The sequence below is a fragment of the Stenotrophomonas sp. YJH_SMC_27 genome (genome assembly GCF_059369815.1).
Genome location: NZ_JCAFTA010000003.1, coordinates 132698 through 153305, shown reverse-complemented (window position 1 = coordinate 153305; position 20608 = coordinate 132698). Strand labels below are relative to the sequence as shown.

Annotated in this window: 19 protein-coding genes; 13 read left to right on the top strand and 6 right to left on the bottom strand. The window is 67.6% G+C overall.

The window, feature by feature from the left end; all coding sequences use genetic code 11:
• Positions 1 to 36 precede the first annotated feature (36 nt).
• Positions 37 to 1713 carry an electron transfer flavoprotein-ubiquinone oxidoreductase gene (locus AC5P7R_RS06710; protein ID WP_019661900.1) on the bottom strand — a complete coding sequence of 559 codons (1677 nt, stop codon included), beginning with the start codon at positions 1711 to 1713 and terminating at the stop codon, positions 37 to 39.
• A 257-nt stretch (positions 1714 to 1970) separates the two neighbouring features.
• Here AC5P7R_RS06710 and AC5P7R_RS06705 point away from each other — a divergent pair, with 257 nt between their 5' ends.
• Positions 1971 to 3134 carry an acyl-CoA dehydrogenase family protein gene (locus AC5P7R_RS06705; protein ID WP_227852971.1) on the top strand — a complete coding sequence of 388 codons (1164 nt, stop codon included), beginning with the start codon at positions 1971 to 1973 and terminating at the stop codon, positions 3132 to 3134.
• A gap of 376 nt (positions 3135 to 3510) precedes the next feature.
• Here the strand turns inward: AC5P7R_RS06705 and AC5P7R_RS06700 are convergent, their stop codons facing one another.
• On the bottom strand, positions 3511 to 3990 hold the full coding sequence (locus AC5P7R_RS06700) for a tRNA (cytidine(34)-2'-O)-methyltransferase (protein WP_478436145.1): 480 nt from the start codon (positions 3988 to 3990) through the stop codon (positions 3511 to 3513).
• A gap of 69 nt (positions 3991 to 4059) precedes the next feature.
• Positions 4060 to 4536, bottom strand: coding sequence for an XAC0231 family protein (locus AC5P7R_RS06695; protein WP_014035556.1), 477 nt, complete (start codon positions 4534 to 4536; stop codon positions 4060 to 4062).
• A gap of 415 nt (positions 4537 to 4951) precedes the next feature.
• Here AC5P7R_RS06695 and AC5P7R_RS06690 point away from each other — a divergent pair, with 415 nt between their 5' ends.
• The 4 genes from AC5P7R_RS06690 to AC5P7R_RS06675 all read left to right on the top strand — a co-directional run bounded on the left by AC5P7R_RS06690 (position 4952) and on the right by AC5P7R_RS06675 (position 10464).
• Complete coding sequence (locus AC5P7R_RS06690) at positions 4952 to 7801, top strand: M16 family metallopeptidase (RefSeq protein WP_164144812.1); 2850 nt, start codon at positions 4952 to 4954, stop codon at positions 7799 to 7801.
• A gap of 194 nt (positions 7802 to 7995) precedes the next feature.
• Entirely contained in the window at positions 7996 to 8313 is a 318-nt protein-coding gene (locus AC5P7R_RS06685) for a DUF4156 domain-containing protein (RefSeq protein ID WP_005407628.1), read from the top strand.
• A 103-nt stretch (positions 8314 to 8416) separates the two neighbouring features.
• The gene (locus AC5P7R_RS06680; protein ID WP_014035559.1) at positions 8417 to 9433 is read left to right on the top strand and encodes a 3-oxoacyl-ACP synthase III; all 1017 of its coding nucleotides are present in this window, start codon (positions 8417 to 8419) and stop codon (positions 9431 to 9433) included.
• Positions 9434 to 9573: 140 nt separating this feature from the next.
• A complete protein-coding gene (locus tag AC5P7R_RS06675; protein WP_021202089.1) occupies positions 9574 to 10464 on the top strand; it encodes an alpha/beta fold hydrolase in 891 nt (296 codons plus the stop codon).
• Positions 10465 to 10578: 114 nt separating this feature from the next.
• Here AC5P7R_RS06675 and AC5P7R_RS06670 read toward each other — a convergent pair whose 3' ends face one another.
• Positions 10579 to 11010, bottom strand: coding sequence for a YkgJ family cysteine cluster protein (locus tag AC5P7R_RS06670; RefSeq protein ID WP_005407630.1), 432 nt, complete (start codon positions 11008 to 11010; stop codon positions 10579 to 10581).
• Between the two features lie 104 nt (positions 11011 to 11114).
• Here AC5P7R_RS06670 and oleC point away from each other — a divergent pair, with 104 nt between their 5' ends.
• The 3 genes from oleC (at position 11115) to AC5P7R_RS06655 (ending at position 13999) form a co-directional block, all read left to right on the top strand.
• Entirely contained in the window at positions 11115 to 12773 is a 1659-nt protein-coding gene (gene oleC / locus AC5P7R_RS06665; protein WP_134729726.1) for an olefin beta-lactone synthetase, read from the top strand.
• Complete coding sequence (gene oleD, locus AC5P7R_RS06660) at positions 12770 to 13762, top strand: 2-alkyl-3-oxoalkanoate reductase (protein WP_134735589.1); 993 nt, start codon at positions 12770 to 12772, stop codon at positions 13760 to 13762. The genes oleC and oleD overlap by 4 nt, the downstream gene beginning before the upstream one ends.
• Positions 13763 to 13843: 81 nt before the next feature.
• The gene (locus AC5P7R_RS06655) at positions 13844 to 13999 is read left to right on the top strand and encodes a DUF1328 domain-containing protein (RefSeq protein WP_005407633.1); all 156 of its coding nucleotides are present in this window, start codon (positions 13844 to 13846) and stop codon (positions 13997 to 13999) included.
• A gap of 175 nt (positions 14000 to 14174) precedes the next feature.
• Here AC5P7R_RS06655 and ddlA read toward each other — a convergent pair whose 3' ends face one another.
• Positions 14175 to 15269 (bottom strand): D-alanine--D-alanine ligase, encoded by a 1095-nt coding sequence (gene ddlA, locus AC5P7R_RS06650; protein WP_031269342.1) that lies wholly within the window; start codon positions 15267 to 15269, stop codon positions 14175 to 14177.
• A gap of 402 nt (positions 15270 to 15671) precedes the next feature.
• Between ddlA and AC5P7R_RS06645 the strand changes: the two genes are divergently transcribed.
• From AC5P7R_RS06645 to AC5P7R_RS06630, 4 genes are all read left to right on the top strand, one after another.
• The gene (locus AC5P7R_RS06645) at positions 15672 to 16307 is read left to right on the top strand and encodes a ubiquinone biosynthesis accessory factor UbiJ (RefSeq protein ID WP_227854218.1); all 636 of its coding nucleotides are present in this window, start codon (positions 15672 to 15674) and stop codon (positions 16305 to 16307) included.
• Positions 16304 to 17959, top strand: coding sequence for a ubiquinone biosynthesis regulatory protein kinase UbiB (gene ubiB / locus AC5P7R_RS06640; RefSeq protein WP_058979718.1), 1656 nt, complete (start codon positions 16304 to 16306; stop codon positions 17957 to 17959). Before AC5P7R_RS06645 ends, ubiB begins: the two co-directional genes overlap by 4 nt.
• Before the next feature lie 5 nt (positions 17960 to 17964).
• Positions 17965 to 18543, top strand: a complete 579-nt coding sequence (locus tag AC5P7R_RS06635; RefSeq protein ID WP_019661889.1) for an O-methyltransferase — start codon at positions 17965 to 17967, stop codon at positions 18541 to 18543.
• A gap of 155 nt (positions 18544 to 18698) precedes the next feature.
• Positions 18699 to 19439, top strand: a complete 741-nt coding sequence (locus tag AC5P7R_RS06630; protein WP_227854217.1) for a pseudouridine synthase — start codon at positions 18699 to 18701, stop codon at positions 19437 to 19439.
• A gap of 76 nt (positions 19440 to 19515) precedes the next feature.
• Here the strand turns inward: AC5P7R_RS06630 and AC5P7R_RS06625 are convergent, their stop codons facing one another.
• Positions 19516 to 20043 (bottom strand): DUF2059 domain-containing protein, encoded by a 528-nt coding sequence (locus AC5P7R_RS06625; protein ID WP_019661887.1) that lies wholly within the window; start codon positions 20041 to 20043, stop codon positions 19516 to 19518.
• A gap of 133 nt (positions 20044 to 20176) precedes the next feature.
• On the opposite strand from AC5P7R_RS06625, the gene arfB reads away from it, so the two are divergent.
• Positions 20177 to 20608, top strand: coding sequence for an alternative ribosome rescue aminoacyl-tRNA hydrolase ArfB (gene arfB, locus AC5P7R_RS06620; RefSeq protein ID WP_005420755.1), 432 nt, complete (start codon positions 20177 to 20179; stop codon positions 20606 to 20608).

The following is a 20608-nucleotide window of genomic DNA, read 5'->3' as shown; positions in this document are numbered from 1 at the left end:
CGCCGGGCTGCGACACGCGGTCGCAGCCCGGGGCGATCACATGCCAGAGTAGTTCGGGCCGCCGCCGCCCTGCGGGGTCACCCACACGATGTTCTGGGTGGGGTCCTTGATGTCGCAGGTCTTGCAGTGCACGCAGTTCTGCGCGTTGATCTGCAGGCGCGCGCTGTCGGCTTCGCCGACGAACTCGTACACGCCGGCCGGGCAGTAGCGCGCTTCCGGACCGGCGTACTCGGCCAGGTTCACCTTCACCGGAATGCTCGGGTCCTTCAGCGTGAGGTGGCTGGGCTGGTTCTCGTCGTGGTTGGTGCTGCTCAGGAACACCGAGCTGAGGCGGTCGAAGGTCAGCACGCCATCCGGCTTCGGGTAGGCAATGCGGGTGTGCTTGGCCGCCGGCTCCAGGCAGGCATGATCCGGCTGGGTGCGATGCAGGGTCCACGGCGGGTTGCGCACGCCCAGTTTGGGCAGCAGCCACTGCTCCACGCCGGTCATCAGCGTGGCCACGGTCTGGCCCTTCTTGAACCACTGTTTGAAGTTCTTGGCCTGCTGCAGTTCGGTGAACAGCCAGCTGGCTTCGAACGCCTTCGGGTAGGCGCTCAGTTCATCGTGCTGGCGATCAGCAGCCAGCGCGTCGAACGCGGCGTCGGCGCACAGCATGCCGGTCTTGATTGCGGCGTGGCTGCCCTTGATGCGGCTGGCGTTGAGGTAACCGGCCTCGCAGCCGACCAGCGCGCCCCCGGGGAACACCGTCTTGGGCAGCGACAGCAGGCCGCCGGCGGTGATTGCACGGGCGCCGTAACCGATGCGGGTGCCGCCCTCCAGGTGCTTGCGGATGGAGGGATGGGTCTTGAAACGCTGGAACTCCTCGAACGGGCTCAGCCATGGGTTCCTGTAGTCCAGGCCGACCACGTAGCCGATGGCGACCTTGCCGCCGTCGGCGTGGTACAGAAACGCGCCGCCGTAGGTGTCGCTGTCCAGCGGCCAGCCGGCCGCATGCACCACCAGCCCCGGCTCATGCCTGGCCGGGTCGATCTGCCACAGTTCCTTGATGCCGATGCCGTAGGCCTGCGGGTCCTTGCCTTCGTCCAGTTTGTAGCGGGCGATCAGCTGGCGGCCGAGGTGGCCGCGCGCGCCTTCGGCGAAGACCGTGTACCTGGCGTGCAGCGCCATGCCGCGCTCGAAGGCCGGGCCGATGCTGCCGTCCTTCTCGATGCCCATGTCGCCGGTAGCCACGCCGATCACTTCACCGTTGTCGCCGAACAGCACTTCGGCGGCGGCAAAGCCCGGGAAGATCGCCACTTCCAGCGCCTCGGCCTGCTGCGCCAGCCAGCGGGTCACTTCGCCCAGGCTGATGATGTAGTTGCCTTCGTTGTGGAAGCACTCCGGCAGCAGCGCGTTGGGCGTGCTGCGTGCGCCGGTCTCGCTGAGGAACAGGAATTCGTCGCGGGTGACCTTCTGCTTCAGCGGTGCGCCGCGTTCGGCCCAGTCCGGGAACAGTTCGGTCAGTGCGCGCGGGTCCATCACCGCACCGGAGAGCACGTGCGCGCCCGGTTCGGAGCCCTTTTCCAGCACGCACACCGACAGCTCGCGGCCGGCTTCGATCGCGCGCTGGCGCAGGCGGATCGCGGTGGCCAGGCCGGCAGGACCGGCGCCGACGATCACCACGTCGAACTCCATTACTTCACGCGGGGGCAGGGCGTTGGCTTCAGCGCTCATCGATTGCATGACTCGTGGGTAGGGCCGGCATCGGGGCCACCGGCGGTGCCTGGGAATCGCGCGTGCGGCCACGGGCGAAACGGTTGTTTGAATGTGTCAGGGTACCGGGACGCGCGTGATCGAGCTAGATAGACGCCGTTCACCGCACGATTGCTGCAGCGCAGCGTAGTGCCTCAGCCCTGGTGGGGGCCAACCCTGGCCGGCACGCGCTGCCCGGATGACCGACAATGGCCGGGTCCTGACTGCGTGTGAGTGCCATGGCTTTGCATCCGTACGATCTGTTCGATGTCCGTTCCCTGCTCAATGAGGAAGAGCGTGCGGTGCAGGAGAGTGTCGCCCGCTTCACCGACGAGCGCGTGCTGCCGATCATCGGCGATGCCTTCGACCAGGCCCGTTTTCCGTCTGAACTGGTGCCGCAGATCGCGTCACTGGGCCTGCTCGGCGCAACGCTGCCGACCGAGTACGGCGGCGGTGGCCTCGGCGCGGTCAGCTATGGCCTGATCTGCCAGGAGCTGGAGCGCGGCGATTCCGGCCTGCGCAGTTTCGTCTCGGTGCAAAGCTCGCTGTGCATGTACCCGATCTACGCCTATGGCAGCGAGGAACAGCGCCAGCAGTGGCTGCCGGCGATGGCGCGCGGCGAGCTGATCGGCTGCTTCGGCCTGACCGAGGCGCATGGGGGTTCCGATCCTGCCAGCATGAAGACCCGCGCCGTGCGCGACGGCAGCGACTGGCGCATCAGCGGCAGCAAGATGTGGATCACCAGCGGCCCGGTGGCCGACCTCGCGATCGTCTGGGCACAGACCGAGGACGGCATCCAGGGCTTCGTGCTGGAAAAGGGCATGGCCGGCTTCACGACGCAGGAGATCAAGCACAAGATGAGCCTGCGCGCGTCGCTGACCGGTGCGCTGTTCTTCGATGACGTGCGCGTGCCCGACAGCCATCGCCTGCCGAACGTGAAGGGCCTGAAGGGGCCGCTGGGCTGCCTGACCCAGGCCCGTTACGGCATCAGCTGGGGGCCGATCGGTGCGGCGATTGCCTGCCTGGATGAAGCGCTGGGCTATGCCAAGGAGCGCGTGTTGTTCGGTCGCCCGCTGGCGGCGACGCAGAGCGCGCAGATCAAGCTGGCCGAGATGGCCCGCCGCATCACCACCGCCCAGCTGCTGGCCCTGCAACTGGGCCGGCTGAAGGAAGCCGGCCAGCTGCAGCCGCAGCAGGTCAGCCTGGCCAAGTGGAACAACTGCCGCATGGCCATCGACATCGCCCGCGAGTGTCGCGATCTGCTGGGTGGGGCCGGCATCACCACCGAACACGTGGCGATCCGTCACGCGTTGAACCTGGAATCGGTGATCACCTATGAAGGCACCGAGACCGTGCACCAGCTGGTGATCGGCCGCGAACTGACCGGCATCAACGCGTTCTGAGTGCACCGGTAGTGCCGGCCGCTGGCCGGCATTGTCCAGTAGCGTATTCGCAGGCGAGCGATCGGTGTGCCGAACCGCGCACCGGACCGCGATGGGTTCAAGGACAGCCTGTACCGCGCGGCTGTCGGGTCCGCCTTGAAGCGAGCCGAGCACCGCAGGTCCGGCGGGGGCGAAGAGGCGCGAGTGTATGAGCGCAGCGAGTTCCGCGCCGTCCCCCGGCGGGCCGAGGAGCGCAGGGTACCGGTGCGCAGCACCGGCTCGCGGATGGCGGCGCGTTTCTTTTGGTTACTTTTCTTTCCGCGCGGAAAGAAAAGTAACGCCCATGAACGCATGCGCCCGCCACAGCAACAATTAGGCAGAAGAGAGGCGCGTGGCGCTACGCGCCGCCGGCAAACCCATGCTGCCGCCACGCCTCGTACATCACCACCGCAACGGTGTTGGAAAGATTGAGGCTGCGGTTGTCCGGCCGCATCGGCAGGCGCAGGCGGCGGCCGTCGGGCAGGGCATCGAGCACGTCCTGCGGCAGGCCACGGCTTTCCGGCCCGAACAGGAATGCATCGCCCTCTTCAAAGGCCACGCTGTCGTAGCGCACGCTGGCGCGGGTACTGAGTGCGAACAACCGATTCGGTGCGATCCGCGCCAGCGCGGTGTCCAGGTCGGGGTGCACCTGCAGGCGTGAATACTCGTGGTAGTCCAGCCCGGCGCGCTTGAGCTGCCTGTCTTCCAGTGCGAAGCCAAGCGGCTCGACCAGGTGCAGCTGCGCGCCGGTGTTGGCACAGAGCCGGATCACATTGCCCGTGTTGGGCGGGATTTCCGGTTGGAACAGGATCACGTGGAACTGGGGCGCGGCATTCATCGGCGCAGTGTACCTGCGACGGCGGCCGCCTTTACGGCGCACGCCCTGCGCGAGGCAGGGCGGCACCGGTTACGGGCGCAGCAGGACCTGGGCGGTTTCGGTGGCCAGGGCCTGCAGGTCGGCGGCGCTCGGACGCACCTGCAGGGCCGGCAGGTTGACGATGACCGAGTTGGCGACGTTGGTGGCGGCGGCAGCCAGGGTCGCGGCGTAGCGCTGGGCTTCCAGCTCGGCGGCCAGGGCGACGCGCTGTTCCAGGCTCGGGCGCACTTCCACCGAGGCCAGGGTGGTGATCGGCATCGCGGCCGCAACCGGGGCGGCGACGTAGCCGTTGCGCTCGGCCAGCTGGTCGGCGCTCGGGCGCACTTCCACGGTGGCCAGGGTCGGGATGCCGCTGGCCTGTTCCCAGGCCTGCTGGGCCAGCTGGTCGGCGGCAGGGCGGACCTGCACGGTGGACAGCGTCTTGATGGATTCGGAGGCCTGCACCGACGAAACAACCGCGGTGCCGGCAATCAGGGCGATGGCGATGGCAATGGTCTTGGCGTTCATGACGGGGCCTGTTTAGTGTTGGTGATCAGTGGTGTGGTAGTAAGGTAGTACACCAATTCTGGGCTTGCAAGGAAAATTTCCGATTTCCTGCATTTGTTCAGTCTTCAGTCAGCTTTCGTCTGAAGCCCTTCCTGGCGCAGGAACTACCAAGCAATCCGCGTGCCAACTTTTAGTTGTTGATTTAGAAGGGGTTTGTTCGGGTAGAGAAGTGTCCGGTGGGCGGACACCTGTCCATTCCTCGGGCCGCGGACACTGTCCGGACGTTGCCTGCGGGCGCTTGTGACCGCCCCTCCCGGGCCGCAAAGCAGGGGTGGAGGGGCAAGGAGGCAAACACCCCCAGTGACTGCTGGCCGATTCCGGCCGCTGTGCGCGCAGGCTAGGATCGGGGTTCACCTTCGTGACCAAGGATCCGGATATGTCTCTCGCCCTTCGCCCGCGCGCTGCACTGCTGGCTGTCGCCCTCAGCACCGCCCTGGGCACGCTTGTGCCTTCCCATGCGCTGGCGGCCAAGCCGGCCGCACCGGCCAAGGTCGATATCCCGTACGAGCAGTTCACCCTGCCCAACGGCCTGCGCGTGATCGTGCACACCGATCGCAAGGCGCCGATCGTCGCGGTCAACGTCTGGTACCACGTGGGCAGCAAGGACGAGCCGGCCGGCCGTACCGGCTTCGCGCACCTGTTCGAACACCTGATGTTCCAGGGCAGCGAAAACCACGACGGCGAATTCTTCGAGCCATTCAAGCAGGTCGGTGCCACCAACCAGAACGGCACCACCAACACCGACCGCACCAATTACTTCGAGAACGTGCCGACCACCGCGCTGGACATGGCACTGTGGATGGAATCGGACCGCATGGGCCATCTGGTCGGTGCGATCGACCAGGCTGCGCTGGACGAGCAGCGTGGCGTGGTGCAGAACGAGAAGCGCCAAGGCGAGAACCAGCCCTACGGCCAGGCCTGGGACCAGCTCAACAAGGCGCTGTATCCGGTGGGCCACCCGTACCACCACGGCGTGATCGGTTCGATGAACGATCTGAACGCGGCGTCGCTGGACGACGTGAAGACCTGGTTCCGCACCTGGTACGGCCCGAACAACGCGGTGCTGGTGCTGGCCGGCGACATCGACCTGGCCACCGCCAAGGAAAAGGTCTCCAGGTACTTCGGCAGCATCCCGGCCGGTCCGACCATGGCGCAGCCGGCGGTGAACGTGGCCAAGCGCAGCGCCGATACGCGCGAGACGATGACCGACAAGGTGCCGCAGGCGCGTATCTACCGCGCCTGGAACGTGCCGCAGGTCGGCACCACCGAGGTCGATCAGCTGCAGCTGTTCGCGCAGGTGCTGGGCGGTGCCAAGTCCTCGCGCCTGAGCCAGCGCCTGCAGCACCAGGACAAGCTGGTGGACAGCATTGCTGCCGGACTCTCCACGTCACAGCTGGGCTCCAACTTCGTGATCATGGCCACGGTCAAGCAGGGCCAGGACCCGGCCAAGGTCGAGAAGATCATCGACGAGGAGTTGGACCGGCTGATCAAGCAGGGCCCGACCGCCGCGGAACTGGAGCGCGCCAAGACCGGCGCCCGCGCCGGCTTCATCCGCGGCATCGAGCGCATCGGTGGCTTCGGCGGCAAGGCCGACGCCCTTGCAGAATGTGCGGTGTTCACCGGCGACCCGGGCTGCTTCCGCACCTCGCTGGCCAACATCGAGAAGGCCAGTGCCGCCGATCTGAGCCGGCTCGGCGCACAGTGGCTGGACAAGGGCAGCCACACCCTGGTGATCGCACCGGGTGAGCGCGTGGCGCTGAAGGAAGATCCGAGCCAGGCGCCGAAGCCGTTCACCGTGCCAGCGGTGGACCCGAAGTACAGCACGCTGCCGGAGCAGGTCGACCGCAAGGCCGGCGTGCCGCAGACCCGCGAGTTCCCGCAGTTGAAGTTCCCGGCGCTGCAGCGCGCGACACTGAAGAACGGTACCCAGGTGATCCTGGCCGAGCGCCATGAGATTCCGGTGGTGCAGTTCAGCTACCAGTTCCCGGGCGGCTTCAGTGCCGACCAGGGCCGCAAACCGGGCACCGCCAACTTCACCATGAGCCTGATGACCGAAGGTGCCGGCAAGCTCGGCTCGCTGGCCTTCGCCGATGCGGCGGATGCGCTGGGCGCCAGCCTGGATGCCTCGGCCGGCCTGGACTCGATGAGCGTGGACCTGTCGGCGCTGAAGGAAAACCTGGTGCCGTCGCTGGCGCTGTACCGCGACCTGCTGCGCGAACCGCGCTTCGAGCAGGGCGAGATCGACCGGGTCAAGGCGAGCTGGATCGCGGGCATCCAGCAGGAGAAGGTCAACCCGGGTGCGGTGGCGATGCGCGTGCTGCCCCCGCTGCTGTACGGCAAGGGCCACCCGTATGCCATTCCGTTCACCGGCAGCGGCGACGAGGCGGCGATCAACGGCCTGACCCGCGAGGACCTGGTCGACTTCCATCACGACTGGCTGCGCCCGCAGAACGGCACCCTGATCGTGGTCGGCGACACCACCCTGGCCGAGATCGTGCCGCTGCTGGACAAGCAGCTGGGCGACTGGAAGGCTGCCGGCGATGCCCCGCAGGTGAAGGCGGCCACCGACGTGGCGCTGCCGAAGGGCCCGCGCGTGTTCCTGATCGACCAGCCGGGCGCGGTGCAGGCCAACCTGTTCGCCGGCCAGGTGGTGGCACCTTCCAGCGCCACCAGCTCGACCCGCTTCGACATCGCCAACGGTGTGATCGGCGGCGACTTCACCTCGCGCCTGAACATGAACCTGCGTGAAGACAAGCACTGGTCGTACGGTGCGCGCAGCAGCGCGGTCAATTCGGTGGGCCAGCGCCCGTGGATGGCCAGCGCGCCGGTGCAGATCGACAAGACCGGCCCGGCACTGGCGGAAATGCGCAAGGAAATCGCCGCGTTCGCCGATGGCAGCAAGCCGGCCACCGCTGCCGAGGTCAACCGCATCCGCAATATCCAGACCCTGAGCCTGCCCGGTGCCTACGAGACCGCCAGCGCGGTGGCGTCGACCATCGGCTCGATCGTGCAGTTCAAGCGCCCGGACGACTACGTGCTGCGTCGCAAGGCCGAGATCGAGGCGATGACCCCGGCGCAGGTGCAGCAGGCCGCCGCCGAGATCAAGCCGCAGGCGCTGACCTGGGTGGTGGTGGGTGATCTCAAGCAGACCGAAGCGGCCGTGCGTGCGCTGAACCTGGGCGAGGTGACCGTAATCGATGCCGAAGGCAACCCGGTCAAGAAATAAGGGACGTGCCTGCCCGCCACGGCGGGCAGGTCTCCCGTGGTAGCGCCGGGCCGTGCCCGGCGGCTTTCCGGCGGCCAGCCATGCCGCGCTGTGCGCTCGCCGGGCATGGCCCGGCGCTACCTGGGCTCCGCCCCGGCTACCCCCGATTCAGGCTGTTCAGGCAGAATCCCCCCATACCCTTCCAGGATCTGCCCATGCGCGTTCTGCTGCTTTCCTCCCTGCTGCTCACCGTCACCGCCTGTACCTGGGTGCCGATCGAACCGGCCGGCAAGGCGACCCGCGTACTGCCGGCAGGCCCCGTTCCCGCTGGCTGCATCGCCAAGGGCGAAGTGGTCGTCACCGTGAAGAGCAAGGTCGGCTTCTACAACCGCAACCCGCTGCGCGTGCAGGAAGAGCTGGAAACCCTGGCTCGCAACGAGGCCCCGAGCGCAGGTGCCAATGCCGTGCAGGCCGCTGCGGCCCCGGCCGATGGCAGCCAGCGCTTCGCCGCGTTCCAGTGCCCACCGCGCTGAACGCTTCACCATACGGCCAGCGCTGAATTCGTAAAGATGCGGTGAAGGCCCCCGGGGTTATAGAATAGCGCCCCCTTTTGCCTGAGCCTTGGCGCTAACCTCGATGCTCTTCAAGAATGTCTCGATCGCCGGCCTGGCACACGTCGACGCACCGCATACGCTGACCACCAAGGAAATCAACGAACGCCTGCAGCCGACGTTGGATCGCCTGGGCATCCGCACCGACGTGCTCGGCGATATCGCCGGCATCCACGCGCGCCGCCTGTGGGACAACGGCGTGCTGGCGTCCGACGCTGCCACCATGGCCGGCCGCAAGGCGCTGGAAGACGCTGGAATCGATGCGACGCAGGTGGGCCTGCTGGTCAATACCTCGGTCAGCCGCGACTACCTGGAGCCGTCCACCGCCTCCATCGTGTCGGGCAACCTCGGCGTCAGCGACGAATGCATGACCTTCGACGTCGCCAACGCCTGCCTGGCCTTCATCAACGGCATGGATATCGCCGCGCGCATGATCGAGCGCGGTGACATCGACTACGCGCTGGTGGTGGATGGCGAGACCGCCAACCTGGTGTACGAGAAGACGTTGGAGCGCATGACCGCTCCGGACGTCACCGCCGACGACTTCCGCAACGAACTGGCGGCCCTGACCACCGGTTCGGGTGCTGCCGCGATGGTGATGGCGCGCTCGGAGCTGGTGCCGGACGCGCCGCGCTACAAGGGTGGCGTCACCCGCTCGGCGACCGAGTGGAACCAGCTGTGCCTGGGCAACCTGGACCGCATGGTCACCGACACCCGCCTGCTGCTGATCGAAGGCATCAAGCTGGCACAGAAGACCTTCACCGCCGCCAAGATCGCACTCGGCTGGGCCGTGGAAGAGCTGGACCAGTTCGTGATCCACCAGGTGAGCCAGCCGCACACCGCTGCGTTCATCAAGAACTTCGGCATCGATCCGAAGAAGGTCATGACCATCTTCGGCGAGCACGGCAACATCGGCCCGGCCTCGGTGCCGATCGTGCTGAGCAAGCTCAAGCAGCTGGGCAAGCTGAAGAAGGGTGATCGCATCGCGCTTCTGGGCATTGGTTCCGGCCTGAACTGTTCGATGGCTGAAGTGGTCTGGTAAGCAGCCCGCTGCCCGACCTCCTGTAGAGCCGAGCCATGCTCGGCTCACGCGCACAGCGCGGTTCTTCCGCGGCCTGACCGGAGAGCCGCCGAGCATGGCTCGGCGCTACACCGCGCCGCGATTCTTCCAAGGTGCTCCGCATGCGCGATCTTCCCGGTTACCCCGCCCACCCGCAGCGCTTCGAAGTGCGCCCGGGCCTGTCGATGAACTATCTCGACGAAGGCCCGCGCGACGGCGAGGTAGTGGTGATGGTGCACGGCAATCCGTCGTGGAGCTATTACTGGCGCACGCTGGTGGCCGGCCTGTCGGACACCTACCGCTGCATCGTGCCGGACCATATCGGCATGGGCCTGTCGGACAAGCCTGATGACAGCCGCTACGAGTACACGCTGCAGTCGCGCGTGGACGACCTCGATGCGCTGCTCAAGCACCTGGGCATCACCGGACCGGTGACCCTGGCCGTGCACGACTGGGGCGGCATGATCGGTTTCGGCTGGGCGCTGTCGCACCACGACCAGGTCAAGCGCCTGGTGGTGCTCAACACCGCCGCGTTCCCGATGCCGGCGGCGAAGAAGATGCCGTGGCAGATCGCGCTGGGCCGTCACTGGAAGATCGGCGAGTGGATCATCCGCAGCTTCAACGCGTTCTCCTCCGGTGCCTCGTGGCTGGGCGTGGAGCGGAAGATGCCGGCCGACGTGCGCCGCGCCTACGTGTCGCCGTACAACAGCTGGGCCAACCGCATCAGCACCATCCGTTTCATGCAGGACATCCCGCTGTCGCCGGCCGACAAGGCCTGGTCGCTGCTGGAACGCGCCGGCAAGGCGCTGCCGTCGTTCGCCGACCGTCCCGCCTTTCTCGGCTGGGGCCTGCGCGACTTCGTGTTCGACCATCATTTCCTGAAGGGCTTCCAGGCCGCGCTGCCGAAGGCCCAGGTACATGCGTTCGAGGACGCCGGGCATTACGTGCTGGAGGACAAGCACGAGGTGCTGGTGCCGGAAATCCGCGCGTTCCTGGACGCCAACCCGATCTGATCGATGTGCCGACCAACGGTCGGCATCCACCCCTTCCTCTTCCGGTGGGTGCCGACCGTTGGTCGGCACACCCGAAGGGTTGATGAGGTTGCCGGCCAGCGGCCGGCACTACCATTACGCGGCGACCGGCGCCTGCGGCGGCGAGGAAGGGCTGTTGCCGTTGTCGTCCGGATGGTCGTCGTCATTGTCGGCGTCATCGCGCCAGCGCCAGTCGGCCGGCGTCAACGGATCCAGGCCATAGGCGATGCGCGCCTTGTCGCACTGCGGGCTGGCCTTGCCATACTCCCACGATGCATCCACCTCGCGGCACACGCTGGGCCGGTTGGGGTGGATGGTGCAGCGTGAATACACGCCGATCTGCGCATCCAGCGCGACGCAGCGCACCGGCTTGGAATGGGTGCCGCGCATGCACAGGCGATGCGGGTCCAGCACCTCGGTAAGCTGGTGCGGCACGCCGCCGGGGGTGACCTCGTCCGATTCCATCCAGTGGAAGGCCACGCGGTATTGGGTGCAGCAGGCGCCGCAGGTCATGCAGGGATGTTGCATGGGCAAGCCGCCTCGGGCGGCAGTCGGAATCGGGAACGAGGGTGCGGATTTTCCACGAAGTCGGCCGCCGCGCAAGAAATTCCGTAAGCGGCGACAATGAACAGATGAACCGACCCTGCAACATTGCCGCGCGCCTGCCTGAACTGGCGCGTGAACGCCCCGACCAGATCGCCATCCGCTGCCCGGGCCGCCGAGGCGCCGGCAACGGCATGGCCGCCTACGACGTCACCCTCGATTACCGCCAGCTGGATGCCCGCAGCGACGCCATGGCCGCCGGTCTGGCCGGCTACGGGATCGGCCGCGGGGTGCGCACGGTGGTGATGGTGCGGCCCTCGCCGGAATTCTTCCTGCTGATGTTCGCGCTGTTCAAGCTGGGGGCGGTGCCGGTGCTGGTCGACCCGGGCATCGACAAGCGCGCCCTGAAGCAGTGCCTGGACGAGGCGCAGCCGCAGGCCTTCATCGGCATTCCACTGGCCCATGTGGCGCGGCTGGCGCTGCGCTGGGCGCCCTCGGCGACCCGCCTGGTCACTGTCGGCCGCCGCCTCGGCTGGGGCGGCACCAGCCTGGCCGCGCTGGAGCGCGCCGGCGCCAGCGCTGGGCCGATGCTGGCCGAGACCGATGGCGAGGACATGGCCGCGATCCTGTTCACCAGTGGCTCCACCGGCGTGCCCAAGGGCGTGGTCTACCGCCACCGCCATTTCGTCGGCCAGATCCAGCTGCTGGGCAGTGCCTTCGGCATGGAAGCGGGCGGGGTGGACCTGCCGACCTTCCCGCCGTTTGCCTTGTTCGACCCGGCGCTGGGCCTGACCTCGGTGATCCCGGACATGGACCCGACGCGGCCGGCGCAGGCTGACCCGGCACGCCTGCACGATGCCATCCAGCGCTTCGGCGTGACCCAGCTGTTTGGTTCGCCCGCGCTGATGCGGGTGCTGGCGAAGCATGGCCGGCCGCTGCCGACGGTGACCCGGGTGACCTCGGCCGGTGCACCGGTGCCGCCGGACGTGGTCGCCACCATCCGCAGCCTGCTGCCGGCCGACGCGCAGTTCTGGACGCCGTACGGCGCCACCGAGTGCCTGCCGGTGGCAGTGGTGGAGGGGCGTGAGCTGGAGCGCACCCGCGCCGCCACCGAGGCCGGCGCTGGCACCTGCGTGGGCAGCGTGGTGGAACCGAACGAGGTCCGCATCATCGCCATCGATGACGCGCCGCTGGCCGACTGGTCGCAGGCACGTGTGCTGGCCACCGGCGAGGTGGGAGAAATCACTGTGGCCGGCCCAACCGCCACCGACAGCTACTTCAACCGCCCGCAGGCCACCGCGGCGGCGAAGATCCGTGAGACGCTGGCCGATGGCAGCACCCGCATCGTCCATCGCATGGGCGACGTGGGCTACTTTGATGCACAGGGCCGTCTGTGGTTCTGCGGCCGCAAGACCCATCGCGTGGAAACCGCGCAGGGGCCGTTGTACACCGAACAGGTCGAGCCGGTGTTCAACACCGTGCCCGGCGTGGCGCGCACGGCCCTGGTGGGTGTTGGCCCGGCCGGTGCACAGGTACCGGTGCTGTGCGTGGAACTGCAGCGCGGGCAGAGCGACAGCCCGGCCTTGCGCGAGGCCCTGCGTGCGAAAGCCGCCGCACGGTTGCCCGATGCGAACCTGCAGCACGTCCTGGTGCATCCGGCGTTCCCCGTCGATATCCGTCACAACGCCAAGATCGGCCGCGAAAAGCTCGCCGTCTGGGCCGGCGCCGAACTGGAGAAGCGCGCATGAAAATCCTGGTCACCGGCGGCGGTGGTTTCCTCGGCCAGGCGCTGTGCCGAGGGCTGGTTGAGCGTGGCCACCAAGTGCTGGCGTTCAACCGCAGCCACTACCCCGAACTGCAGGCGATGGGCGTGGGCCAGATCCGCGGTGATCTGGCCGATGCGCAGGCGGTGCTGCATGCGGTGGCCGGCGTCGATGCGGTGTTCCACAATGGTGCCAAGGCCGGCGCGTGGGGCAGCTATGACAGCTACCACCAGGCCAATGTGGTCGGCACCGACAACGTCATCGCAGCCTGCCGCGCGCACCGCATCGGCAGGCTGGTCTACACCTCCACGCCCAGCGTGACCCATCGCGCCACCCATCCGGTGGAAGGCCTCGGCGCCGACGAGGTGCCGTACGGCGAAGATTTCCAGGCGCCGTACGCGGCCACCAAGGCGATCGCCGAACAGCGCGTGCTGGCCGCCAACGATGCCGCGTTGGCGACGATGGCGTTGCGTCCGCGCCTGATCTGGGGCCCTGGCGATCAGCAGCTGGTGCCGCGCCTGGCCGAGCGTGCGCGGCAGGGCCGCCTGCGCCTGGTGGGCGATGGCAGCAACAAGGTCGATACCACCTACATCGACAATGCCGCGCTGGCGCACTTCCTCGCCTTCGAAGCGTTGGCACCGGGCGCTGCGTGCGCGGGCAAGGCCTACTTCATCTCCAATGGCGAGCCGTTGCCGATGCGCGAGCTGGTGAACAAGCTGTTGGCTGCGGTGGGTGCGCCGACGGTGGACAAGGCGATCAGCTTCAAGACTGCCTACCGCATCGGCGCTGTCTGCGAGCGGCTGTGGCCGCTGCTGCGACTGCGCGGGGAGCCGCCGCTGACCCGTTTCCTGGCCGAACAGCTGTGTACGCCACACTGGTACAGCATGGAACCGGCGCGCCGTGACTTCGGCTACGTGCCGCAAGTCAGCATCGAAGAAGGGCTGCGCAGGCTGAAGGCTTCATCTGCTGCATAGATCGCCATCACTGGTTGCACACCGCAGGATCGGGAGGATGGACCCACGCCATCCAAGGCTCGACCACCCGCGAGGAGCGCCATGCTGCACTACGCCATCATCTTCTTTGTCATCGCCATCATCGCCGCCGTTCTGGGTTTCTCCGGTATCGCCGGCGCCGCAACGAACATCGCCTGGATCCTGTTCGTGGTGTTCCTGATCCTTGCGGTGATCTCGATGTTCCGCAAGCGAGGCTAGTAGACCGCAGGGTAGTGCCGGCCGCCGGCCGGCACTGCTCTTTCCGGTGGGTGCCGACCGTTGGTCGGCACCCCCCTTTGTAGAGTCGAGCGTGCTCGACTGCTTCTCGTGAGTCGAGCATGGCTCGACTCTACAGAGGATCATAGAGCATGGCTCGAGGCTACACACAGCGCCGCTACACAGCGCTCTGCAGTCCGCGATCGGCCTCGTGGCGCTCCAGCGCCAGTTCGATCAGGCGCGTGATCAGCGTGGTGTAGTCCACGCCGCTGGCGCCCCATAGCTTCGGGTACATGCTGATGCGGGTGAAGCCCGGCAGCGTGTTGACCTCGTTGATGACGATCCCGCCCGCTTCGGTAAGAAATACATCCACGCGCGCCATGCCCGCGCACTCCAGCGCCCGGTAGGCCTGAAGCGCGATCTGCTGGATACGCGCCTGCGTTGCGCCATCAATGTCTGCCGGCACCACCACGTCGGCGCCATCGTCGTTGATGTACTTGGTGTCGTAGGCGTAGAACTCGTCGTGTACCACTACCTCGCCGCACAGGCTGGCCTGCGGATGCGCATTGCCCAGCACCGCGCACTCGATCTCGCGGCCGACCACCGCCGATTCCACCAGCACCTTGTGGTCGTAGCGCAGCGCCAATGCCAGCGCCTCGGCGAAGCCCGCTGCATCTTTGACCTTGCTCACCCCCACTGACGAACCCTGGTTGGCCGGCTTCACGAACAACGGCAGGCCGAGCTGCGCGATCACCGCATCGACATCGACTGCCGCCGCCTGATGGCGACGGATGCACAGCCACGGTGCCACCTGCAGCCCGGCGTCGCGCAGCAGGCGCTTGGTCACGTCCTTGTCCATCGCCACCGCCGAACCCAGTACCGGTGAGCCGACGAAGGGCAGGTTGGCCATGCGCAGCAGCCCCTGCAGCGCACCGTCCTCGCCCAGTGGCCCGTGCACGATCGGCAGCACCACATCGATCTGGCCGAGCGCGCTGGCCGCATCGCACGGCTGCAGCTGCGCCTGCTCGGCGCCCGGGCGCACCGCCAGCGACGTACCGGACCGATGCAGGGCGATGCGCGACGGATCATCGGCATTGATCAGGAAGGTATCGGGTTGGCTCAGATGCCACTGACCCTGCTTGTCGATACCGACCAGCACCGGCTCGAAGCGCTCGCGATCAAGCGCATCGAGGATGTTCTTCGCCGACTGCAGGGAAACTTCGTGCTCGGATGACTTGCCACCGAAGATGATGCCGACCCGGGTCCGTGCCATGGGGAATGCGATGTCCTGTGCGTTGCGTGGCCCCATAGCATGAACCTTCATCGGCCCACCGCGTGAGGCACAGATGAACCAGAAATCCATCCACGCATGGCGTGGATCTACCGTGTCGACCAAGGTCGACACCCACCAACAGCAACACAGAACGCCGTCCCGACAGATCGCAGCAAGCTGTCGAAGGCGGGGTGGGTCCGGTTGCGGGGGCGTGAGCGCCATGGATGGCGCGACCGAGCTTACATGGACGTACTTGCAGCGTCCCCCGCAACCGGACCCACCCCGCCATCCCACGGATAGCCAGCTTTTGATGTTGATCTTGCCGGCCAGCGGCCGGCACTACCACGGGTGCCGGGCGGCAGCCCGGCCCAAGCCCCCCACCCACGCAGGTAGAATGCGCCCATGGCTCCTTCCCTGCTCAAGTCCCTCAAGCCGGTCGCTGGCCGCGCCCTGCAGATCGCCCTGAACCGCGCCCTGGCGCTGGATCCGGATACCCGCCATGCCCTGGCCAGCCTCGACGGCCGCCACATCGACCTGACCCTGGAAGCGCCGTCGCTGGCGATGCGCATCAGCGTCGACGGCGACCAGCTGCGGGTCGGTCCGGTGGACGCGCAGGAAGCCGACCTGGCCGTGCGCAGCAGCCTGGCCGGCGTGCTGGCGCAGCTGCCGCTGCTGGCCAACGCGCGGCGCGGTGACAGCAACGGCAAGGGTCGCGTGCGCGTGGCCGGCGATGCCGAACTGGCGCGACGCCTGCAGCAGCTGGCCAAGGGCTTCGACCCGGACTGGCAGCAGCCCTTCGTCAGCGTATTCGGCGAGGTACTGGGCGTGCAGGTTGCCAACACCCTGCGCAACGGCCTGCAGCACGCGCGCCAGGGCGCGATCGATCTGGCCCACAGCGCCGCCGAGTTCATCACCGAGGAATCGCGCGATTTGGTGCCGCGTGCCGAGCTGGATGCCTTCCACGATGACGTGGACGTGCTGCGCGACGACGTCGAGCGTCTGGGTGCACGCGTGCAGCGCCTGCGGGGTGCCGCATGAAGGCCGTGCTGCGGGCCAGCCGCATCGGCCGGGTGATCCTGCGTTACCGCCTCGACGACCTGCTGCAGGGCACACCGGCCGAGCGCTGGTTGCGCCTGGCCAAGCCGTTCGTGCCGCGGGCCTCGGCCGACATCGCCGCACAGTCGCGCGGTGCACGCCTGCGCCTGGCGCTGCAGGACCTCGGCCCGATCTTCGTCAAGTTCGGCCAGATCCTGTCCACCCGCCGCGACCTGGTGCCACCGGACGTGGCCAATGAACTGACCCTGCTGCAGGACCGGGTCAAGCCGTTCGATGGCGAGACCGCGCGCCGCATCGTCGAGGACGCGCTCGGCCTGCCGGTCAGTGCGGCCTTCGCCAGCTTCGACACCGAACCGCTGGCCTCGGCCTCGATCGCGCAGGTGCACGCGGCGACGCTGGCCGATGGCCGCCAGGTGGTGGTCAAGGTACTTCGCCCGGGCATCGAGAAGCAGATCGACGCCGACATCGCCCTGCTCAATTCGCTGGCCGCGCTGGTCGAGCGCACCCACCCGCGCGCCGACAAAATCCGGCCGCGCGAAGTGGTGGCCGAGGTCGAGAACACCCTGGCCGCCGAGCTGGACCTGCAGCGCGAAGGCGCCAATGCCAGCGTGCTGCGCCGCTTCTGGGAAAACAGCGACGACCTGTACGTGCCGGAAGTGATCTGGAGCCATACGGCCGAGCGCGCACTGACCCTGGAGCGCGTGTGGGGCATTCCGTCCGACGACATCGCCGCGCTGGACAAGGCCGGCATCGACCGCAAGGCGCTGGCCGCCAAGGGCGTGCGGGTGTTCTACACCCAGGTGTTCCGCGACAACTTCTTCCATGCCGATGCGCATGCCGGCAACATCTGGGTCGACACCGATCCGGCGCGTCGCGCCAACCCGCGCTTCATCGCGCTGGACTTCGGCATCATGGGCCAGCTCTCGCAGGAAGATCAGTACTACCTGGCCGAGAACTTCATGGCCATCTTCAACCGTGACTACCGCCGCATTGCCGAACTGCACGTGCAGGCGCGCTGGATGCCGGACCACGTACGCATCGACGATCTGGAAGCGGCGGTGCGATCGGTCTGCGAACCTTACTTCACCCGGCCGCTGTCGCAGATCTCGCTGGCCGAAGTGCTGATGAAGCTGTTCCGCGTGGCGCAGCGTTACCAGCTGACCCTGCAGCCCCAGCTGATCCTGCTGCAGAAGACCCTGCTGAACATCGAAGGCGTCGGCCGCCAGCTGGACCCGCAGATCGACATCTGGGCGGTGGCCAAGCCGGTGCTGGCGAAGATCCTGCGCGAGCGCTACAGCCCGCGCCGGGTGGTACGCGAGATCGGCAAGCGCCTGCCGGAAATCATGACCCATGCCCCGGACATGCCACGTCTGGTACACGCCTGGCTGACCCAGCAGGTGGAAGGCCGCCATGAACTGTCGATGCGCTCGCGCGACCTGGCCGCTCTGGACGCCAGCGTGCAGCGCCTGCAGAAGCGCGCGGTGGGGGCGATCACTGGCGTGGGCCTGCTGGCCATTGCCGCGCTCATGTACGTGCTGCAGCCGCCGGGCTGGTACTGGGGCGACCTGCCAATGTGGAGCTGGTTGTCCGGTGCGCTGGGCGCAGTGGCGCTGGCGCGCGCGTGGTGGAAGTAGGTCCCATGCTGCAAGCGCTCAAGGACGAACTGGCACGCTTCGGCGCCGACAACGACGCCCGCGAGAGCGCGCGTGGCCGCCGCATGCTCAACATCACGCCGGACACGGGTGAATTCCTGTCCGTGCTGGTCCGCTTCGGCGCCGCGCGCAGGGTGCTGGAGATCGGCACCTCCAACGGCTATTCGACGCTGTGGCTGGCCGAGGCTGCCGCCGCCATCGACGGCCACGTGATCACGCTGGAATACGCACAGGACAAGGCGGCGATGGCGCGTGACACCTTCGCGCGCAGTGGCCTGGCCGATCGCATCACGCTGGTTCACGACGATGCAGGGCCGTGGCTGGCACAGGCCGTCGATGCCAGCATTGACCTGCTGTTCCTCGATTCGGACCGCGGGCAGTACGCCGGCTGGTGGCCGCAGCTGCGCCGCGTGCTGCGGCCGGGGGGCCTGCTGGTGGTGGACAACGCCACCTCGCATGCGCAGGAAATGGAACCGCTGCGCGTGCTGCTGGACGCTGATCCGGACTTCAGCGTCAGCCTGGTGCCGGTTGGCAACGGCGAGCTGCTGGCCGTACGCAGCGCCTGACTGCAGCGTTGCCCGCGCCTGATCCGGCAGGGCCGGCCGCGCCTGATCTGGTAGTGCCGGCCGCTGGCCGGCAACCCCAGCAGCCAGACGACCCTGAGGCAGCCGGCCAGCGGCCGGCTCTACCCCATTCAGTGCCCAGCCCCGATAATCCCGCGGTGAGCACCGAACCCGATACCCGCGCCGCGGTCGAGACCGACACCGCGCCCCTGCAGTTGCTGCACCTGGATGAGCGCCTGGCCGTGGTCAACAAGCCTGCCGGGCTGATGGTCCACGACAGCAAGCTGGCCCGTGGCGAAGACGACTTCCTGGCCGACCGCCTGCGCGAGCAGCTGGGGCGGCCGATCTTCCTCGTGCACCGCCTGGACCGGGCCACCAGTGGCTGCCTGCTGCTGGCCTTCGACCGCGAGACCGCCAGCGCGCTGGGCAAGGCGTTGATGGGCGGCGAAGTGTTGAAGGACTACCTGACGGTCTGCCGGGGATGGCCGGCGGAACTGTCCTGGCGGGTGGACCATGATCTGGATGGCGGCCCGGGCAAGCCGGTGAAGAAGCCGGCGATCACCGACTTCCAGCGCTTGGCGACGGGCGAGCTGTCGGTGCCGGTCGGTGAGTTCACCCGTTCGCGTTATGCACTGCTGCGCTGCCAGCCACAGACGGGGCGCTTCCGGCAGATCCGCCGGCACCTCAAGCACCTCTCGCACCACATGATTGGCGACACCAGCCATGGCGATGGCCGCCACAACCGCATCTTCCGCATGCAGGGCGTGCACCGCATGCTGCTGCACGCCGAGCGCCTGCGCTTCCCGCATCCGGAGGGCGGCGACGTGGATGTCAGGGCGCCGCTGGACCGTGAGTTCCAGAAGGCGCTGGACCTGTTTGGCTGGCAGGTGGACCTATAGACGGTAGTGCCGGCCGCTGGCCGGCACCTGCCTGATCCCAACCGTACGAGGTTGCCGGCCAGCGGCCGGCACTACCTCACTTTTTTTCCGGCTCGTTGACGATCGCCTCCAGATCCTTCTGCAGATCCGCGAACAGCGGCTGCATGCGCGCCTGGATGGCCACCATCACGTTCTGCATCAGCGCCGGGGTCTTGTCCAGCAGGCTCTGGCCGGCCGAACTCTCGTAGAACTCGGCCATCGCCAGCACGTCTTCCTTGCTGAACGTCTTCTTGTACAGGTCCACGTACATCGGCCGCAGCTGCTGCCACGACAGGGCCTGGCGCAGCGTCTGGCTGGTGCGTGCCTGGATCCGCTTCAGCTGTTCCTGCTGCTGGGCATTGAGCTGACGCTGTGCGGCCACCTGCTGGAACTGCTGCTGCTGCATCGCCTCGATCTGCGGCAGCATGGTGTCGATCATGCTCTGCGCACGCGAGGCCGACAGCAGGCGGTTGATGTCGCCGTCTGTCGGTGGCGCGGCCAGGGCCGGAACGCTGGCCACGGCCAGCGCCAGCAGCAGGGCGGCGCGGCGCAGCAGGGACGGCAGGGCGGGTGTGGTGCGGGTCATGCGGGCTTCCTGCGGTACATGGGACGGCCAGCATACCCGCAGCCAAGGCGAAGGCGGCGTGTTCGGTACCTGATCGGCGGCATACGGCGCGCGATGCCGCACTCCGGCACGTGGCTGCCGCTACAATGCGCGGATGGGCAGTGGACCGGTCACCATCAGCGCGCAGCTTGAAATCCCCGACGGCGAGATCGTCGAGCGGTTCGTGCGTGCCAGCGGTGCCGGTGGCCAGAACGTCAACAAGGTCTCCACCGCGGTGGAACTACGTTTCGACGTGGCCAACTCGCCTTCGTTGCCCGAACCGTTGCGCGCACGCCTGCTGGCGCGGCGTGACCGGCGCATGACCGGCGAAGGCGTGCTGGTCATCGATGCGCAACGTTTCCGGACCCAGGATCGCAATCGCGAGGATGCGCGCGAGCGGCTGGCGGCCTTCATCCAGGCCGGGCTGAGCGTGCCCAAGCCGCGCAAGGCCACCAAGCCGACCCTCGGGTCGAAACTGCGTCGTCTGGACGCCAAACGCGGGCGCGCGCAGATCAAGCGCGGTCGCTCATCACGTGACTGGGAGTGA

What these genes read in the sequence shown, in the direction of transcription:
- AC5P7R_RS06680 (WP_014035559.1), top strand. Translation starts at nt 8,417, where the DNA reads ATGCTCTTCAAGAATGTCTCGATCGCCGGCCTGGCACACGTCGACGCA.
- AC5P7R_RS06625 (WP_019661887.1), bottom strand. Translation starts at nt 20,043, where the DNA reads ATGACCCGCACCACACCCGCCCTGCCGTCCCTGCTGCGCCGCGCCGCC.
- AC5P7R_RS06700 (WP_478436145.1), bottom strand. Translation starts at nt 3,990, where the DNA reads ATGAATGCCGCGCCCCAGTTCCACGTGATCCTGTTCCAACCGGAAATC.
- oleD (WP_134735589.1), top strand. Translation starts at nt 12,770, where the DNA reads ATGAAAATCCTGGTCACCGGCGGCGGTGGTTTCCTCGGCCAGGCGCTG.
- AC5P7R_RS06645 (WP_227854218.1), top strand. Translation starts at nt 15,672, where the DNA reads ATGGCTCCTTCCCTGCTCAAGTCCCTCAAGCCGGTCGCTGGCCGCGCC.
- AC5P7R_RS06705 (WP_227852971.1), top strand. Translation starts at nt 1,971, where the DNA reads ATGGCTTTGCATCCGTACGATCTGTTCGATGTCCGTTCCCTGCTCAAT.
- oleC (WP_134729726.1), top strand. Translation starts at nt 11,115, where the DNA reads ATGAACCGACCCTGCAACATTGCCGCGCGCCTGCCTGAACTGGCGCGT.
- AC5P7R_RS06675 (WP_021202089.1), top strand. Translation starts at nt 9,574, where the DNA reads ATGCGCGATCTTCCCGGTTACCCCGCCCACCCGCAGCGCTTCGAAGTG.
- arfB (WP_005420755.1), top strand. Translation starts at nt 20,177, where the DNA reads ATGGGCAGTGGACCGGTCACCATCAGCGCGCAGCTTGAAATCCCCGAC.
- AC5P7R_RS06685 (WP_005407628.1), top strand. Translation starts at nt 7,996, where the DNA reads ATGCGCGTTCTGCTGCTTTCCTCCCTGCTGCTCACCGTCACCGCCTGT.
- AC5P7R_RS06635 (WP_019661889.1), top strand. Translation starts at nt 17,965, where the DNA reads ATGCTGCAAGCGCTCAAGGACGAACTGGCACGCTTCGGCGCCGACAAC.
- AC5P7R_RS06655 (WP_005407633.1), top strand. Translation starts at nt 13,844, where the DNA reads ATGCTGCACTACGCCATCATCTTCTTTGTCATCGCCATCATCGCCGCC.
- ddlA (WP_031269342.1), bottom strand. Translation starts at nt 15,269, where the DNA reads ATGGCACGGACCCGGGTCGGCATCATCTTCGGTGGCAAGTCATCCGAG.
- ubiB (WP_058979718.1), top strand. Translation starts at nt 16,304, where the DNA reads ATGAAGGCCGTGCTGCGGGCCAGCCGCATCGGCCGGGTGATCCTGCGT.
- AC5P7R_RS06670 (WP_005407630.1), bottom strand. Translation starts at nt 11,010, where the DNA reads ATGCAACATCCCTGCATGACCTGCGGCGCCTGCTGCACCCAATACCGC.
- AC5P7R_RS06690 (WP_164144812.1), top strand. Translation starts at nt 4,952, where the DNA reads ATGTCTCTCGCCCTTCGCCCGCGCGCTGCACTGCTGGCTGTCGCCCTC.
- AC5P7R_RS06695 (WP_014035556.1), bottom strand. Translation starts at nt 4,536, where the DNA reads ATGAACGCCAAGACCATTGCCATCGCCATCGCCCTGATTGCCGGCACC.
- AC5P7R_RS06710 (WP_019661900.1), bottom strand. Translation starts at nt 1,713, where the DNA reads ATGAGCGCTGAAGCCAACGCCCTGCCCCCGCGTGAAGTAATGGAGTTC.